A 15,382-nucleotide genomic window follows, 5' to 3' on the forward strand; every position below is an offset into this window, starting at 1 on the left:
TCACCAACTTCGGGGGTCGCGTCGGAGGGTCACCGCGCCCGTGCCGCCGGACGCGGCGCCGGGTGCGGGAAAGCAGGCCAGCCGGAATCGGCGCGCGCCGCCGGGGATCTCGAACCGGAGCGTCAGCGGGGTCTCGGGATCCAGGTCGCGGGCGGGGATCTCGTGGATCACGTCGCCCTGCTCCGGGCGAAGCGGGAGGACGTCGCCCGCGCGGTGCACGACGACTAGCGGCGGCAGCCGGGTGCGCTGGTCGGCGGTCAGCTCCAGGACGGCCGCGCCCCGGCGCCGCCGCCGCGCCGCCCGGAACCGGTAGCGGACCTCCGCCTCCCGCGCCGGGACGCTGCCCAGCACCGGACGCGACCGCACCGCGCCGCCCTTGTTCTCGTCGCGCGCCAGCGTCCGGACGGCCACGAGCGCGGCGCCGGGGCCGACGTCGAGGCGGCAGCCGTCGTCCTCGTACGCGCGGCGACGGCATTCGGAGACGGACGCGGCCGTCCAGGCGTCAGGGTCGCCGAGCGCGCTCCCGGCCAGGTCGGCGGGCGCCCAGACGACCTCCGCGTACCGGGCGCCGTCCGGCCAGATCCAGCTCAGGACCGCGGTGTCGCCCACCCGGCGGACGTCCAGCTCCCGCACCGGCTCGACCGTGACGAGCACGGCCGAGGGGCCGACCAGCGCCTGGCCCGCGCCCACGGTGACGGCGACGAAATGCGCGCTGGTGACGCCGTCGACGGGGGTGCGGAGCGTCATCCGCCCGCCGGAGGCCGGGACTGCCGCGCCCCGCACCTCGCGGCCGTACCGCTCGACGTCGTCGGCGGCGAGCAGCGTGCCGGGCGGCCAGGGCGGCGGCGCGTCCGACGTGCGGATCATCACCCGGCCGCCGGACGGGGCCGTCCAGCTGATCGTGGCGGCCTGCCGCCCAGCGGCGGGCAGCTCGACCGACAGGTCGGAGACGGCGGACGGCGGGCTCTCCGGCAGCCCGGTCACGACGACGCCCTTGGACAGCACGCGGGTCCCGTCGGAACGCTCGTACGACGCCTGCACCCGGTAGCGGTAGGTGCGGCCCGGCCGGACGTCGGCGTCCACGAACCCGCTCCGGTCGACCCGGGCGAGGCGGCGGTCGGCTCCGCCGTCCCCCAGCCGTGTCGCCACCGCGCCGGTCGCCCCCTTGGGGAGCCGCCAAGACACGGCCACCTCGCCTGGACTTGCCACGACCGACGGTTCCTCGACCTCGGGCAGCAGCGTCACCGGACGGCCCGCCGCGGGCGCCGACCAGATGCCTTCCGCCCGTCCCGCGAACACCGAGTAGTGCAGCTCCTGCGCGGCCGGAGGATCGGGGTCGTGCAGCTCGTTGGCGTCGGTCTCGCCGACCGGCGTCCCGGCCGCCGCCCCGCTCGCGGGCGCGCCCGCGGACCGCACCACCCGGTACCGCACCGGCCCGACCCGCGCCGGGCCCGGCGTCCAGGCGATCGTCACCCGGCCCCGCTCGGCCCCGACACGCACGTCACCCGGCGGAGGCGGAGGCAGCGCGCGCAGCCGCTCCGCGATCCCGTCATCGTCGGCCGCCGTGCGGGCGGCCCGGTCGAGGAGTTCGGCGGCGGCCTCGGTGCGCCCGGCCGTGCGCTCGCGGGCGGCCTCGGCGAGCCATCCGGCCACCCGCCGCGCCGCCTCCTCCACCTCGGCGCGCAGCTCCGGCGGGGCGTCGGCGGGCAGGCCGGGGAGCAGCCGCTCGGCCTCGCGCAGCCGCCCGTCCCGGAGCGCCTCCTCGACCTGGCCCGCGACCCCGCCTGGACGGCCGCCGCGGGCCGCCATCGCCATCGCCAGCTCCTCGGCCTCCCCGCGCACGAGACCGAGATCAGCGGCCTGCCCCGCCAGGACCTTCGCCGCCAGCCCCGCCTCCGCGCCCGGCCGCAGGACCTCCATGACCTCCCACAGCAGCAGGTCGTCGAGCCGTCCCGGTTCGCGCGCCGCCTCGGCCAGCGCCGACAGGACGCCGTCGAGCGCCGCCTTGCCCTCGTCCCTGGCCCGTCCGGCGGACCGCTCGACGGCGGCGGCGATCATCTGCGCGGTCAGCGGCCCGGCGGGGCCCGCCGGGGAGGCGGTGACCAGCCGGAACCCGTCGCGGAGGCGGAAGCCGCGGGCGACCGCGTCCGCGCCGACCACGGCCTCGGCCGACAGCCGTAACCGGAGCTGCCGCAGCCCGGCGCTCAGCGTCCGGTACGCGGGCGGCGCCGTGTCGGGCAGTTCCCAGGCGGTCTCCACCACCCGCACGCCGCGATCGGCCAGGATCTTGCGGACCCGGGCGTCGGAGCAGGCGCCGCCCGCGCCGTTCAGCAGGACGTCGAAGGCGGCGCGGTTGATGCCCGTGGTGGTCTCGGCGAGCGTGCCGGCCTGCCGGGTCAGCCATTCCGTGGCCTCGTCCACCCGGCGGCGCGTCTCCTCCGTCAGGCCGTCGCGGGTGAGCAGGCCGGCCCGGTCGAGGCCGGCGTGCTCGATCAGGAGGGCGTCGATGAGCTTGGCGTACGTCTTCTTCTGCTGCCGGAGCGTCCGCCAGTACGCGACGACCTCGGCCAGGCGCGCGGCCACCTGCCGGCCGTCCTGGTCCCTGTCGCGCGCCTCACCGGGCAGGGCGTAGCGGGCGAGCAGGTCGGCGGGCGGCGCGTTGCCCCGGGCGCGGGCCGCGTCGAGCACGTCCCGGCGGTACGCGTCCCTGTCGAACACGGGGATACCTCGTTCGTCCTAGAGGCTTCGGGGCGGGCCGGGTCATTCCGAGACCGCATACCGCGCCACCGCCCGCTTCGCGAGGTCGACCTGCGACTCGTCCAGCCCCTGGATGCGGACCTCGATGTGCAGGTCCTTCCCCGTCTGCAGCTCCAGGGCGTGGACGCGCAGCGTGCCGAGCTCGTCCATGGCGAAGCTGATGTCGATCGGCGACCCCTTCCGCAGCCGCGGCAGGTCAGTGATGATCCCCTCGCCGATCTTGGCGTTGTCGGCCGGCTCCGCGGACTCCACCGCGCCCGCCTGCTCCCAGATCTCCACCTCGATCGCGGTCTGGTCCTCGTAGGCGGTGGCGAACCGCTCCGCCTCCGGCGCCGCGGGCAGCACCGTGTTGGCCTTGAGGACGTGGCTCACCGAGAAGACCTCGCTGCCGTCGTCGGCGAACGACACCGTCTTGACGCCGAACGCGCGCGGCACCACCGTGCTCACCCGCCGTCCGGCCAGCATGCGGACCTTCTCCGGCTCCAGGCCGAGCTGGTCGGCGGCGTCCTGGACGGCCCGCTCCGCCTCGGCCTCGGACACCGGCTCCGCCCCGTCGCCCTCGCCCGGAAGCCGCACCTTGACCGCCTCGATGAGCGCGAACCTGGCCGCGCCCTTCGCGACGGCGAGGTCCGGGTCGTGCAGCTTCGGCTCGAACCCGAAGCGCTCGCGCAGCCCGGCCGCCACCGCGGGCATCCGGGACGAGCCGCCGACCAGCAGCACGTCGTCGAACCTGTCGACGCCCCGCTCGGCGGCCGCGTCGATGGTGCGCCTGGTGATCTCGAAGGTGCGGCCCAGCAGATCCTCGGTCATGCCCTCGAACGCCTCGCGGGTCAGCTCCACCCGGGCGGTGCCGCCGTCGAAGCGCATGTTGTAGCGGCGCGACACCGCCGAGCTGAGGCCCTTCTTCAGGTCCTCGGCGGCGATCGCCAGCTCCTGGAGGAAGTCCTCGCTCTCGGCGGCGGACGAGCCGGGGTTCTCGCTCAGGAACGACTCCAGCAGGTGGTCGGCGATGCGGTCGTCCCAGTCGGCGCCGCCCAGCCGGTGGTCGCCGTCCGTGCACACGACCCGGACGTCGTCGCCCTCCAGCCTGATGACCGTGGTGTCGAACGTCCCGCCGCCGAGGTCGTACACCAGGATCGTGGCGGACCCCTCGGCCGACAGCGTCTCGTAGTGCAGCGCCGCGGCCACCGGCTCCGGGATCAGGTTCAGCACGTTGAGACCGGCGATCTCGCCCGCGTTGCGGGTCGCCTCCCGCTCGGCGACCCCGAAGTAGGCCGGGACGGTGATGACGACGTCGCGCACCTCCGCGCCGGTCTCCTCGGCGGCGGCGCGCGCCAGCTCCTTGAGGATCAGTGCGGAGATCGACTCGGGCGTGTGGGACGTGCCGTGGAACTCCAGCTCGAACTGCTGCCCCATCTGCCGCTTGATCAGCTGGACGACCTGGTCGGGGAACAGCTTGGCCGAGCCCTTGGCGTCCTGCCCGACCACGACGTTGTCCGGGGTCTCGAAGTAGACCGCCGAGGGCGTGGTCTCCTGGCCGATCGCGTTCTTCGCGATGACCGGCCGTCCCGTGTCGTCGACGTGGGCGATGCAGGAGTAGGTGGTACCGAGATCGATACCGTAGGTAGCCATGGACGGTCGTCCCCTCGTCAGGTCGTCGGGTCGGGAGTCGCGGGTCGTGCCGCGGTCAGTCGGCTCGGGCGGGAGCCTCGGCGCGGGTCTCGGCGGGGGTCTCGGTTTCGGCGCGGTTCTCGGTCTCGTCGGACGCCGCGGGGGCGGGTTCGGCATCCGGCTCGGTGTCAGGGGCGGCGTCCGGCTCGGTGTCAGGGGCGGGCGGGTCGTAGCGGTGGAAGCGGGCCCGGAGGGGGCGGCGGACGCGTCCCGTCTCCCGTTCCACGAACCCCGTCGCGACGACCTCGGCCACGGTGTTGTCGAGGGCCTCGTCGTCCACGGGGACGACCGACACCGCCGCGTGCCTGCCCGAGTCGAACGGGTCGCCGGGGTCGGCGGTGAACTCGTCCAGGCCGCAGCGCTCCAGCGTCAGCAGCGTGTCGTCGGCGAAGCTCTCCAGCAGCCTGCCCTGCGCGGGGTCGGCCCCGGCGGCGGCGAGCCGGGCGGCCTCGCGCAGCATCGAGTCGTAGAGGCGGAGCAGGTCGGCGATGACCGGTTCGAGGATCGCGCGGTGGACGCCGTCCCGCAGCCGCTGGTTCTCCTCGTGCAGCCGGTCGATGACCGCCTCGCGGTGCGCGGACCTGCGGTTGAACTCGGCGACCGCGGCCTCGATCGCGGCGAGCCGCTCCGACTGCTCGGACCGCTCCGTCAGCTCGGCCGGTTCGGCGGTCTGTTCAGGCTGTCCGGTCGGCTCACCGACCTCGCCGGCGGCCGTGGAAACCTCCACCCTGAGTCACTCCCTGCGTCGCGCTCGCCCGACTACCGCGCCACGACGGCCCCCGTTACGGGCCCGCCCCGGATGAATTTCACATTGAACACCAGAGCCGCCATTCCCAAACTGGATTTACACTGATCCGTCCCGGATCCGCCCGGATATCGACCACCTTTCGCCCGAAACCGGAGCCATGCCGCCACCGCCCACTCATGATCAGCTCGTGGCCGATCTCAAGAACCTCCGCGAACGGGGGCTGACCCGCCTGCGGGACACTCGGCTGGACGCGCTGGAGACCGCGGTGGCGCTGTACCGTCACGACGGCCCCGCGCCGGGCGCGCGGCCGCCGGCCGAGCCGTACCGCCCCGCCGCCGTGGAGGAGCTGCTGCGGGAGGCGGTCGTCGAGCTGGGCGGGGGCAAGCTGTCCGCGGCGGCCGGGTTCACCTTCGGCCTGGCCGCCGGAGCCCGCGACTGGACGGTCGGCGAGCGCCGCAGGGAGGCCGCCTCGATCTACGGGGTCAGCACCGAGCGCTTCCGCAAGCACCACGAGCAGCTCATCGTGGACCAGACGGCGGAGGCGGTGCTGCGGCTGTGCATGCCCGCCGCGGCGCCCCGCCCGACGCGCCAGGCCGACGTCCCGCAGAGCCCCGCGGTCATCCGCCTCGGACGGGTCACGCTCGACTACATGCCGGTCGAGATGATCAAAGGGGTGGACGCGATCGTCTCCTCGGAGAACGTGTACCTGGAGGCGTCCAAGATCTTCCGGAACTCGCTGTCGGCGGCGCTGCGCCGGGCCTGCGCCGAGACGACCGGCACGGGGGAGATCGTGGACGACGTCGTCCAGCGGGGCCTCGCGGACTGGATGCGCGACCACGGCCGTCCCGGGCTTCCGGTCGCGCCCGGCACCGTCGCGACGACCTCGCCCGGACGGCTCCGCGCGGCGGGCGTCCGCCGGATCTACCACGCCGCGGTGGCCGTCCCGGTCGGCGACGGGAACGAGTACGAGCTGTCCCCCGAGGCGGTGGCCCGCGCGGTGCACAACACCGTCCAGCTGGCGCAGCGCGAGCGTCCGCCGCTCCGCTCCATCGCGCTGCCCCTCTTCGGCGCCGGGCGCGGCGGCCTGGACGCGGCGGAGAGCCTGAGCTGGGTGTGGTCGGCGGTGGAGCGCGAACTCGACGCCGATCCGTCTTGGGACATGCATCTCATCGCCCGGTCACCGGCCACCGCCCAGACCATAATCAGACATTTCTTGCCATAGCGGATATGCACGTGGCCCGCGCCGCGCGAAAGCATTTATCACCCGTGCAATTCGGCCCTTTATGGACGGCACGAAAAAGCGCACCGCACGGCCAACGCGATCTCCGTGTCACATCCGGGCCCGTGGCGGTGCTCTACGGGTATGGACCTTGTAGGGCAAGGTGGGAGCGCACCGGCCGCCGCCCTCCCGGCCGCCCTGTCCGGTGACGGCGGCGGCGTGGCCGGGCGGCGGGCCGAGCGGAAGGACGGCGGCGTGGCGGTATCGGGTCGTCCTGGCCGGGAGGCCGTGCGGGCCGACCTCGAAGAGGTCTTCCGCGCGGCGTATCCGCGGGTCGTCGGCGTCGCGGCCCGCGTGCTCGGCTCCCGGGACGAGGCCGAGGACGTGGCCCAGGAGGTGTTCCTGGCGTTCGCGCGCACCTCGGTCCCGGCGGGCGAGGCGGGGGGCTGGCTGTCGGTCGCCGCGGCGCACACCGCGCTGAACCACCTGCGCACCGGACGCCGCCGCGCGTCCCGGGAGGAGGCCGCGGGCGACGGCGGGACCGTCAGCCCGGACATCGCCGACGCGGTCGTCGCCCTCGACGAGCGCCGCCGCGTGCGGGCGGCGCTGGCACGGCTCCCGCGCAGGCAGGCGGTCGCCCTCGTCCTGCGGCACAGCGGTCTCAGCTACGCCGAGGTCGCCGCCGCTCTCGATCTTTCCCCTGGCAGCGTGGGCACCACCGTGCGGCGCGCCGAGTCCGCTCTGCGGGAGGAGTTGAACCGTCATGCGGCATCCGAGTGACGGCACGCTGCGCCGGATCCTGGACGAGCCGTCCGGCGTCGCCGGCCACGATCGCGATCACGTCGCCGGCTGCGCCGCGTGCCTGTCCGGGCTGGCGGCCGTCCAGGAGGACGCGGACGCCGCCGGGTCGGCGCTGGACGTCGGGTTCACCCCGGACGTCGAGGTGGGATGGAACCGCCTGGTCGCCGCCGTCGCCGCCGGCGAAGCGGCACCGGAGCCCGCCGCGGACCCCCCGGGCCGCTGGCGGACGAAGCTGCGCAACCCGGTGGTCGCGATCGTCGGGGTCGTCGCCCTCCTGGGCGGTGCGGGCGTCGCGGCGGCGGCGGACTGGTTCCAGATCTTCCGCGCCGAGAAGGTCGCCCCGGTCACCGCCCCGCGCGCCGACCTGGTGCGGCTGCCCGAGCTCGACGCCTTCGGCGATCTCGCGGTGACCTCGAAGATCGAGGTGCGCCAGGTCGCCGACGCCGCGGCCGCGCGGAAGGCCACGGGGCTCGCCGTCCCGCGAGTGAGCGGGCTCCCCCGCGGCGTGACGGGCGAACCCGCGTACCGGGTCGGCGGAAAGGCGAGCGCGCTGTTCACCTTCTCGATGGCGAAGACCGCGCAGACCGTCGCGTCGGCCGGGGGGAAGGCGCCGCCGCCACCGCCCGGCCTGGACGGCAGCCGGTACCGGCTGGGCGCGGGCCCCGGGGTCGTCATGGCCTGGTCGCAGGGCCGTCCTGCTCCTGCGCTCATCGTGGCGCGGGCCGTCGCGCCCACCGTGTACTCGTCGAGCGTCCCGTTCGCGACGGCCCGCGACTACCTGCTGTCCCTGCCCACCCTGCCGGAGAACGTCAGGGCGCAGCTGCGCGCCTACTCCGGCACCGGGACGACGCTGCCCCTGTTCGTGTCGGTCGAGAAGATGAAGACGTCCACCGCCGACGTCGGCGGGATCCCGGCGACGGTGCTCACCGCGCGGGACGGCGCGATGGCGGGCGTGGTCTGGGCCGACGACGGGATCGTCACCGCGGTGGCGGGTTCGCTGAGCGCCGGCGAGGTGCTGTCGGTGGCGCGGGGGCTGCGATGACGCCCCGCACGGAGGCCGCGGAACGGCTGCTCGCGGAGCTTCCGCCGGCACCGGCGGCGTGGTGCTCGGGCCTGCGCAAACGGTACCGGCGGCAGACCGCGGTGGACGATGTGTCGTTCGCCGTGGCCCGCGGCGAGGTGGTCGGCCTGCTCGGGCCGAACGGCGCCGGGAAGACGACCGTCATCAAGATCCTGCTCGGGCTGGTCCGTCCGGACGCGGGCGAGGTGCTGCTGCTCGGACGTCCGGCGCGCGACCCGCGCGCCCGCGCCCGCGTCGGCTACCTGCCGGAGCTGTTCCGGTACCAGCCGTGGCTCACCGCCGCCGAGGTGCTGCGGCTGCACGTCCGGCTCGCGGGCGTAACGGTGCCGGACGGAGAACGTCGCGAATGCCTGGCCACCGTGGGCCTCGCCGACCGCGCGGGCGACCGGGTCGGCGGCTTCTCCAAGGGCATGCAGCAGCGCCTCGGGCTGGCGGTCGCGCTGGTCGCCCGTCCGGACCTCGTCGTCCTGGACGAGCCCACCAGCGCCCTCGACCCGATCGGACGGGCCGACGTCCGCGACCTGCTGCTGTCGCTCCGATCCCGAGGAGTCGCGGTGCTGCTGAACTCCCATCTCATCGGGGAGGTGGAGCGGGTCTGCGACCGGGTCGTGATCCTCGACAAGGGGCGGGTGGCCGCGTCCGGCACGCTGGCCGAGCTGCTCGGCGGCCGCGAGCTGCGGCTGCGCCTGGACGGGGTGAGCGACGCGGCGGAGGCACGGCTGGCCGCCGCCGGCCGCCTCACCCGCACCGGCGACGAGTTCGCCGTCGAGCTCTCCGCCGATCAGGACCCGGCGACCGTGCCGGACCTGATCGCCGACCTGGTCGCCCTCGGCGTGCGGGTGCACGCCGTCGAACCCGGGCGGATCAGCCTGGAGGAGCGGCTGCTGGACATCCTCCGCACCGGCCCCGGAGGGGATCGCCGATGACCGCCCGGATCGTGCTCACCATCGCCGCCCTCACCCTCCAGGAGGCTGCGCGCCGGCGCGTGCTGCGCTCGCTCGCCGTGATGACGGTGATCCTGCTCGGCCTCAGCGCCTGGGGCTTCGCCCGGCTCGACGCGGAGTTCGGGACGCTCACCAGCGGAGAGGCCAGGCTGGCGGCGTCCACGGTGCTCAACCTGGTGATGTTCGGCCTGAGCCTGATCGCCGCGCTCGGCACCGCGTTCCTCGCCGGTCCCACGCTGGCGGGCGAGATCGAGTCGGGGACGGCGCTGGCGATCCTGGCGCGCCCGATCCGCCGCTCGGCCGTGCTGCTGGGCAAATGGCTGGGTCTGGTGGTCTTCGCCAGCGGGTTCGTGGCCGTGGCCGGGCTCGCCCAGTTCGTCATCGTCTGGGTCACGATGGACTACTGGCCGCCCGAGCCGGTGACCGGCCTGGCGCTGCTCGCCGCCCAGTCGACCGTTCTGCTGACCCTGGGCTTGCTGCTGTCCACCGTGATCTCGCCGATGGCGTCGGGCATCGTCGCGGTCGGCCTGTTCGGCGCGACCTGGATCGCGGGCGTGGTCGGCGGCGTCGGCCAGGCCCTCGGCAACGAGGGCGTCGAGCGGGTCGGGGCCGTCTCCCGGGTGCTGCTCCCGACGGACGGCCTCTGGCGCGGGGCCATGCACGCGATCCAGCACCCGGCGTTCGCGGGCGGGCTGCCCGGCGGGTTCGACGGCCACCCGTTCCTCAGCGACGCCCCGCTCACCGTTGCCTACGTCGCCTGGACCTTCCTCTGGGCCGCCGTCGTCCTCGGCCTGGCCGGAGTCGCCTTCCAGCGCCGCGACCTCTGAACCACAGCGACCCGGGCCACGGCTACCGGGCGAGGAGTTCCTTCAAGGCGGCGTCGATGAAGGCGGTGTCGACCGGGTTGGTGCCGTGGCCCGCGAAGTGGCCCCAGACGCCGGGGATCACGCGGAGTTCGGCGCCGGGGATGTGCTGGACGGCCCACGCCTCGTCCTCGGGCGGGAAGTAGAGGTCCTTCTCGGCGGGCATGACCAGCGTCTTGGCCTTGATGGACGCGAGCGCCGCCTTGGTGTCGCCGTTGAAGCCCGGGGTCCGGCCGACGTCGGAGTTCTGCCACGTCCACAGCATGGTGAGGAGGTTGTTGGCGTCGCGGTCGTCCAGGAAGAAGCCCTCCCAGAAGCCGACGAGGAAGTCCTCCAGGGAGCTGAAGCCGAGCTGCTCGTAGAGGCGGTCCCAGTAGAACGCCTGCGAGAAGCCCCAGCCGGCGTAGACGCGGGCGGCGGCGCGGAGGCCGCGGGTGGGCGGGCTGGTGTACCAGCCGTACTCGAACGCGCTGTCGGCGGTCAGCGCGGCCTTCACGCCTTCGAGGAACACCTTGTTGTGGTAGCTGCAACGGGACGAGCCGCAGAACGGCGCGATGCGCTCCACCATCTCGGGGTGGCTGACGGCCCACTGGTAGGTCTGGCCCGCGCCCATCGACCAGCCCGTCACGAGGGGCAGGCGCTCGATGCCGAAATGCTCGGTGACGAGGCGGTGCTGCGCCTCGACGTTGTCGTACATGGTGACGTTCGGGAAGCGGGCCCGGTCGTAGGGGGGCGGGGTGTTGCTGGGCGAGCTGGACAGCCCGTTGCCGAGCATGTTCGGCACGATGATGAAGTAACGGGACGGGTCCAGCGCCATGCCCTCGCCGATGAGCCACTCGTTGTCCTGGTGGCGGCCGGAGTACCACGTGGGGTAGACGATCGCGTTGCTCTTGTCGGCGGCCAGGTCGCCGTAGGTCTCATAGGTCAGCTGCGCCCCGCGCAGGGTCGCCCCGCCCTGCAGGACGAGGTCGCCGAGGTCGAACGTCGTGGCCATAAGCCCCCCTTAGTTCAGGATGAAACTATTTCCTGCGGAATCAATGGTCAAGGGGGTCGAGGCGAAGCTGGTGCAGGACGTCGAACTCCAGGCCGTCCGCGGCCGCGAGGAACACCTTCTGCCGCAGATGCCGGTCGCGGACCTCGACGGGCCCGCGCGGGCCGTCGTAGCCGAGGCCCTCCGACATGGCCGTCATCCTGCGGACGTCCGGATCGCCGCCGCTGCGGCGGAACAGCTCGGCGAGCAGCCGCACGCCCTCGTAGCAGGACTCGCCCATGCTGTTGAGCGGCGGCGCCAGCGGACCGAAGCGCCGGTGGTAGCGGGCGCCGAAGTCCAGGCCGTCGCCGGTCGGGAGCGTCTCGAAGAACCCCGCCGCCGCGAACAGCCCGCGGGTGCCCTCCACGCCGGACGCGAGCAGCATGTTCTCGTCCATCAGCGGGCTGAAGCGCAGCTGCTCCAGGCCCGCCGCGCCGAACGCGCGGTTGAAGGCCACCGCGTCGTCGCCGACCAGCAGCATCAGGACGGCCTCGCAGCCGCTCGCCTCGATCCTGCGCAGCGGCTCGCCGAAGTCCTGCGTGCCGAGCCGGACGTAGATCTCGTCGCACAGCACGGCGTCCTGCTCGGCGAGGTAGGACCGCACGGCGCGGGCCGTGCCGCGCGGCCAGACGTAGTCGTCGCCGACGATCGTCCAGCGGCGGATGCCCAGCTCGGACGACAGCCAGCGCAGCGCGGGGCGGAGCTGCCGCTCGGGCGTCTCGCCGGTGAGGAAGACGCCGGGCGAGCGCTCGCCGCCCTCGTAGAGCGCGGTGTAGACGTACGGGACGCGTCCGGCGATCTCCGGGACGAGCCGCTGCCGGACGGTCGAGACGTGCCAGCCGGTCACCGCCTGCACGGCGCCCGACCCGACCAGCGCTCCGACCTGGTCCGCGACCCGCGCGGGCGGCGCGCCGCCGTCCACGACCGTCAGCCGGAGGCGGCGGCCGAGCACGCCGGCCTCCTCGTTGATCTCTTCCTCGGCGAGCCGGGCGCACAGCTCGGCAGAGGGCCCGAAGAGTCCCGCGGGCCCCTGACGCGGCACCACCAGGGCGACGTCCAGGTCGTCCATATCCCGGACGTTAGTGGATCCTCGCCCAAAATAGTTTCGTTGAGACGGTAATCTTGTATCTCGCGATGACTACAACACGTATGGCGCAGGACGAGCTGGACCTCCCCCGGATGCTCGCGCGGGTCGAACGCGGCATCGCCGGACGGCTCGCCGCCGCGCTGAAGACGGCCGGCTCCACCGTCGAGGAATGGCGCGTGATCTCCCTGCTCGCCGACGGCGCCGGGCACACGATGACCGAGATAGCCGAGTTCGCCCTGCTCCCCGCACCGACGCTCACCAAGGTGATCGACCGGCTGGTGTCGGCGGGGCTGGTGTTCCGGCGCGTCGACGAGGCCGACCGGCGCAGGGTGCTGGCGTTCCTGTCCGAGCACGGCCGCGAGTCGTCCGACCGGCTGACCGCGGCGATCGAGGCCGAGTGGCGCGGCGTCCAGGACGCGGTGGGGCAGGAGGAGCTGGCGCTGCTGCGCGTCCTCCTCACGAGGATGTCCGCACGGCTGACCTGATCTTGCTTTCTTCCGAAATACTTTCTGGCGAAAGCGTCCAGGTCAGCGGAGGAAGTTCTCGAACCCGGCGGCCAGGGCCTCGGCCATGCGCTGCCGGAACGGGGCGCTGGACAGCTTGGCCGCGTCCCCCGGGTTCTGCATGTTGCCGCACTCGATGAACACGATCGGCACCGTGGACATGTTCAGCCCGCCGAGATCGCTGCGCCGGTCCAGGCCGTCGCGTCCGCGGTAGGTCGAATAGGGGATGCCGGTCCCGGAGCGGTAGGCGTCCCGGATCGCCGTGCCGAGTCTCCGGGACGGCTCGACGATCGGCGCGTTCTTCCCCACGGCCACCGGCTCGATGACATGGAACCCATGCCCGGACGCCTCAGCGCCATCGGCGTGGATCGACACGGACGCGTCGGCGCGCAGCCGGTTCCCGATGTCCGCCCGCTCTGTGACGCAGGGCCCGACGCCGGTGTCGTCCTTCCGCGTCAGCGTCACTTTCGCACCCCGCTCTTGGAGGACGTGCGCCAGCCGGTTGGCGACGTCCCAGGTGAAGGCGTGCTCGCTGTAACCGTCCCGCGTGTTGGTCCCGACCGTGTTGCACGCCTTGTAACCGTTGCCGACGAAGACCTTCTTGTTGATCTGCTCCGAGTGGTCGGCGTTTCCGCCGTTGTGACCGGGGTCGATGACGATGACCTTCCCGTCCACCGCCGACCCGCCGGTGGCGCTGGCACTGGTCGTCCGTGTACCGCCCGTGGTCGGGGGCGACGGCTCGCGATCAGGAGATCCCCCGCACGCGGCCAGCATCGCGAGGCACAGCCCGGCACCCGTGGCAGCAGGCCCGCACCCATGACTCAGCACCGCGCCCCCCGTGACAGCTCGCTTGCCCCTCTGACAATCTGCGCAGCGGGGGGCCGCCTAAACAAGCAGGTCCGGGCGGCGGCCATCGTGGACGATGGGGCGACGCGGAAGGAGCGGCGATGGCGCGGTCGTGGTGGGGCTGGGGCAACGTCGAGGACGCGGTCCGCGGCGCCGAACTGGACGCGCTGCTCGCCCGGGCGCGTGCGCTGGCGCCCGGCGAGCTGACCGGTCACGAGCCGCCGGGCATCGCCTCGCTCGGCCTGCCCGCGTCCCGGATCTCCCCGCCCGCCGCGCTCGCCGGCCTCTGCTCCGCCGATCCCGCCGACCGCGCCGCGCACGCGCACGGCAAGGCGTTCCGGGACGTGGTCCGCAACCTGCACGGCGACCTGCGCCACGTCCCCGACCTCATCGCCCGGCCGCGCGGCGAACGCGACCTGATCGACCTGCTCGACTGGTGCGGCCGCGGCGGGATCGCCGTGATCCCCTACGGCGGCGGCAGCTCGGTGGTCGGCGGGATCGAGCCGCGGTTCGAGGACGGCCGCGCGGCCGTCACCGTCGACCTGACCCGGATGGGCGACGTCCTGGAGATCGACCCGGTGAGCCGGGCGGCACGCGTCCAGGCCGGGGCGTACGGCCCGCATCTGGAGGACCGGCTCAGGCCGCACGGGCTGACGCTGCGGCACTTCCCGCAGTCGTTCGAGTTCTCCACGCTGGGCGGCTGGCTGGCCACCCGCTCCGGCGGCCACTACGCGACCCTGGACACGCACATCGACGACCTCGTCGAATCGATGCGCGTCGTCACGCCGAGCGGGGTCGGCGAGTCGCGGCGGCTGCCCGGTTCGGGCGCCGGGCCGTCCCCGGACCGGCTCTTCCTCGGCAGCGAAGGGACGCTCGGCATCATCACCGAGGCGTGGATGCGGCTGCGGGAGCGTCCGCGGTGGCGGGCCAGGGCGTCCGTGCGCTTCGCCGACCACTCCGCGGCCGTCGCGGCGACCCGGGCCGTCGCGCAGAGCGGGCTGAACCCGGCGAACTGCAGGCTCCTCGACGCCGCCGAGGCGCTGGTCAACGCAGGCGTCTCCGTCGGCGGCGGGGTCCTGGTGCTCGGCTTCGAGTCCGCCGATCATCCGGTGGACGCGTCCCTCGACCGCGCGGTGGAACTCTGCCGCGATCACGGCGGCGAGGCCGCCGGCGAATCCGCGGGCGGCAGTCCCGGCGACGCGTGGCGCTCATCGTTCCTGCGAATGCCCTACCAGCGGGACGCGCTGGCCCGGCACGCGCTGATCGTGGAGACGTTCGAGACGTCCTGCACCTGGGACGGGTTCGACCGGCTCCACCATGCGGTCACCGAGGCGGCCCTGGCGGCGATCCGCGAAGTGGCGGGTGGCGGCGTGGTGACCTGCCGCTTCACTCACGTCTACCCGGACGGCCCCGCTCCCTACTTCGGCGTCTACGCGCCCGGCCGCTGGGACGGCCTGCTCGCCCAGTGGGACGAGATCAAGGCGGCCGTGTCCGAGGCGATCGCGGCGAACGGCGGCACGATCACCCACCACCACGCGGTCGGCCGCGACCACCGCCCCTGGTACGACCGCCAGCGCCCCGGCCCGTTCGCCGCCGCGCTCACCGCCGCCAAGGCGGCCCTCGATCCGGCGGGAATCCTCAACCCCGGAGTTCTCCTTCCCGATCGGCATTTGTCAGGACACGCCTGATCCATCGCGGCTATCGTCGTACGCCGTGAACGCGCCCCCGCCCCCAGGCGCTCCGGGCCCTTCCGGCCCCGGACCGGCGCCCCCCGAACCCCACGGCCCGACGCCGAGCGCGCCCCCGACGCAGATCCCCGGCGCACCGCCGCC

At 74.0% G+C, this 15,382-nt stretch carries 13 protein-coding genes; 7 read left to right on the forward strand and 6 right to left on the reverse strand.

The genetic code is table 11. The features are described 5' to 3' along the window. Genes E1287_RS01520 through grpE form a run of 3 tightly spaced genes read right to left on the reverse strand, consistent with a single transcriptional unit; the run spans position 1 to position 5,155 of the window. Positions 1–2,718, reverse strand: coding sequence for a hypothetical protein (locus E1287_RS01520; RefSeq protein ID WP_131962755.1), 2,718 nt, complete (start codon positions 2,716–2,718; stop codon positions 1–3). A gap of 42 nt (positions 2,719–2,760) precedes the next feature. Continuing rightward, a complete protein-coding gene (locus E1287_RS01525) occupies positions 2,761–4,389 on the reverse strand; it encodes an Hsp70 family protein (RefSeq protein ID WP_131962757.1) in 1,629 nt (542 codons plus the stop codon). 55 nt (positions 4,390–4,444) lie between these two features. After that, a complete protein-coding gene (grpE, locus tag E1287_RS01530) occupies positions 4,445–5,155 on the reverse strand; it encodes a nucleotide exchange factor GrpE (protein WP_131962759.1) in 711 nt (236 codons plus the stop codon). Positions 5,156–5,363: 208 nt separating this feature from the next. Here grpE and E1287_RS01535 point away from each other — a divergent pair, with 208 nt between their 5' ends. The 5 genes from E1287_RS01535 (at position 5,364) to E1287_RS01555 (ending at position 10,048) form a co-directional block, all read left to right on the forward strand. Continuing rightward, the gene (locus E1287_RS01535; protein WP_207933958.1) at positions 5,364–6,398 is read left to right on the forward strand and encodes a macro domain-containing protein; all 1,035 of its coding nucleotides are present in this window, start codon (positions 5,364–5,366) and stop codon (positions 6,396–6,398) included. Between the two features lie 141 nt (positions 6,399–6,539). Beyond that, positions 6,540–7,175, forward strand: coding sequence for a sigma-70 family RNA polymerase sigma factor (locus E1287_RS01540; RefSeq protein ID WP_131962761.1), 636 nt, complete (start codon positions 6,540–6,542; stop codon positions 7,173–7,175). Further along, the gene (locus E1287_RS01545) at positions 7,159–8,238 is read left to right on the forward strand and encodes a hypothetical protein (RefSeq protein WP_131962763.1); all 1,080 of its coding nucleotides are present in this window, start codon (positions 7,159–7,161) and stop codon (positions 8,236–8,238) included. The genes E1287_RS01540 and E1287_RS01545 overlap by 17 nt, the downstream gene beginning before the upstream one ends. After that, a complete protein-coding gene (locus E1287_RS01550; protein WP_131962765.1) occupies positions 8,235–9,203 on the forward strand; it encodes an ABC transporter ATP-binding protein in 969 nt (322 codons plus the stop codon). Before E1287_RS01545 ends, E1287_RS01550 begins: the two co-directional genes overlap by 4 nt. Next, the gene (locus E1287_RS01555; RefSeq protein ID WP_131962767.1) at positions 9,200–10,048 is read left to right on the forward strand and encodes an ABC transporter permease; all 849 of its coding nucleotides are present in this window, start codon (positions 9,200–9,202) and stop codon (positions 10,046–10,048) included. The genes E1287_RS01550 and E1287_RS01555 overlap by 4 nt, the downstream gene beginning before the upstream one ends. A 22-nt stretch (positions 10,049–10,070) precedes the next feature. Here the strand turns inward: E1287_RS01555 and E1287_RS01560 are convergent, their stop codons facing one another. Continuing rightward, positions 10,071–11,078, reverse strand: coding sequence for an alpha/beta fold hydrolase (locus E1287_RS01560; RefSeq protein ID WP_131962769.1), 1,008 nt, complete (start codon positions 11,076–11,078; stop codon positions 10,071–10,073). A 40-nt stretch (positions 11,079–11,118) separates the two neighbouring features. After that, entirely contained in the window at positions 11,119–12,183 is a 1,065-nt protein-coding gene (locus E1287_RS01565; protein WP_131962771.1) for a substrate-binding domain-containing protein, read from the reverse strand. A 65-nt stretch (positions 12,184–12,248) separates the two neighbouring features. On the opposite strand from E1287_RS01565, the gene E1287_RS01570 reads away from it, so the two are divergent. After that, complete coding sequence (locus E1287_RS01570; protein WP_207933959.1) at positions 12,249–12,686, forward strand: MarR family transcriptional regulator; 438 nt, start codon at positions 12,249–12,251, stop codon at positions 12,684–12,686. A gap of 42 nt (positions 12,687–12,728) precedes the next feature. Here E1287_RS01570 and E1287_RS01575 read toward each other — a convergent pair whose 3' ends face one another. Then, positions 12,729–13,379 (reverse strand): N-acetylmuramoyl-L-alanine amidase, encoded by a 651-nt coding sequence (locus E1287_RS01575; RefSeq protein WP_243718492.1) that lies wholly within the window; start codon positions 13,377–13,379, stop codon positions 12,729–12,731. Between the two features lie 272 nt (positions 13,380–13,651). Between E1287_RS01575 and E1287_RS01580 the strand changes: the two genes are divergently transcribed. Further along, positions 13,652–15,238 carry an FAD-binding oxidoreductase gene (locus E1287_RS01580; RefSeq protein WP_131962773.1) on the forward strand — a complete coding sequence of 529 codons (1,587 nt, stop codon included), beginning with the start codon at positions 13,652–13,654 and terminating at the stop codon, positions 15,236–15,238. The last annotated feature ends 144 nt before the right edge of the window (positions 15,239–15,382 follow it).

It is taken from the genome of Actinomadura sp. KC06, from assembly GCF_004348735.1.
Taxonomy (GTDB): domain Bacteria; phylum Actinomycetota; class Actinomycetes; order Streptosporangiales; family Streptosporangiaceae; genus Spirillospora.

Bases quoted from the DNA above. Each gene is read 5' to 3' on its own strand.
- E1287_RS01525 (WP_131962757.1), bottom strand. From the start codon at position 4,389: ATGGCTACCTACGGTATCGATCTCGGTACCACCTACTCCTGCATCGCC.
- E1287_RS01540 (WP_131962761.1), top strand. From the start codon at position 6,540: ATGGACCTTGTAGGGCAAGGTGGGAGCGCACCGGCCGCCGCCCTCCCG.
- E1287_RS01545 (WP_131962763.1), top strand. From the start codon at position 7,159: ATGCGGCATCCGAGTGACGGCACGCTGCGCCGGATCCTGGACGAGCCG.
- E1287_RS01550 (WP_131962765.1), top strand. From the start codon at position 8,235: ATGACGCCCCGCACGGAGGCCGCGGAACGGCTGCTCGCGGAGCTTCCG.
- E1287_RS01555 (WP_131962767.1), top strand. From the start codon at position 9,200: ATGACCGCCCGGATCGTGCTCACCATCGCCGCCCTCACCCTCCAGGAG.
- E1287_RS01560 (WP_131962769.1), bottom strand. From the start codon at position 11,078: ATGGCCACGACGTTCGACCTCGGCGACCTCGTCCTGCAGGGCGGGGCG.
- E1287_RS01565 (WP_131962771.1), bottom strand. From the start codon at position 12,183: ATGGACGACCTGGACGTCGCCCTGGTGGTGCCGCGTCAGGGGCCCGCG.
- E1287_RS01570 (WP_207933959.1), top strand. From the start codon at position 12,249: ATGACTACAACACGTATGGCGCAGGACGAGCTGGACCTCCCCCGGATG.
- E1287_RS01580 (WP_131962773.1), top strand. From the start codon at position 13,652: ATGGCGCGGTCGTGGTGGGGCTGGGGCAACGTCGAGGACGCGGTCCGC.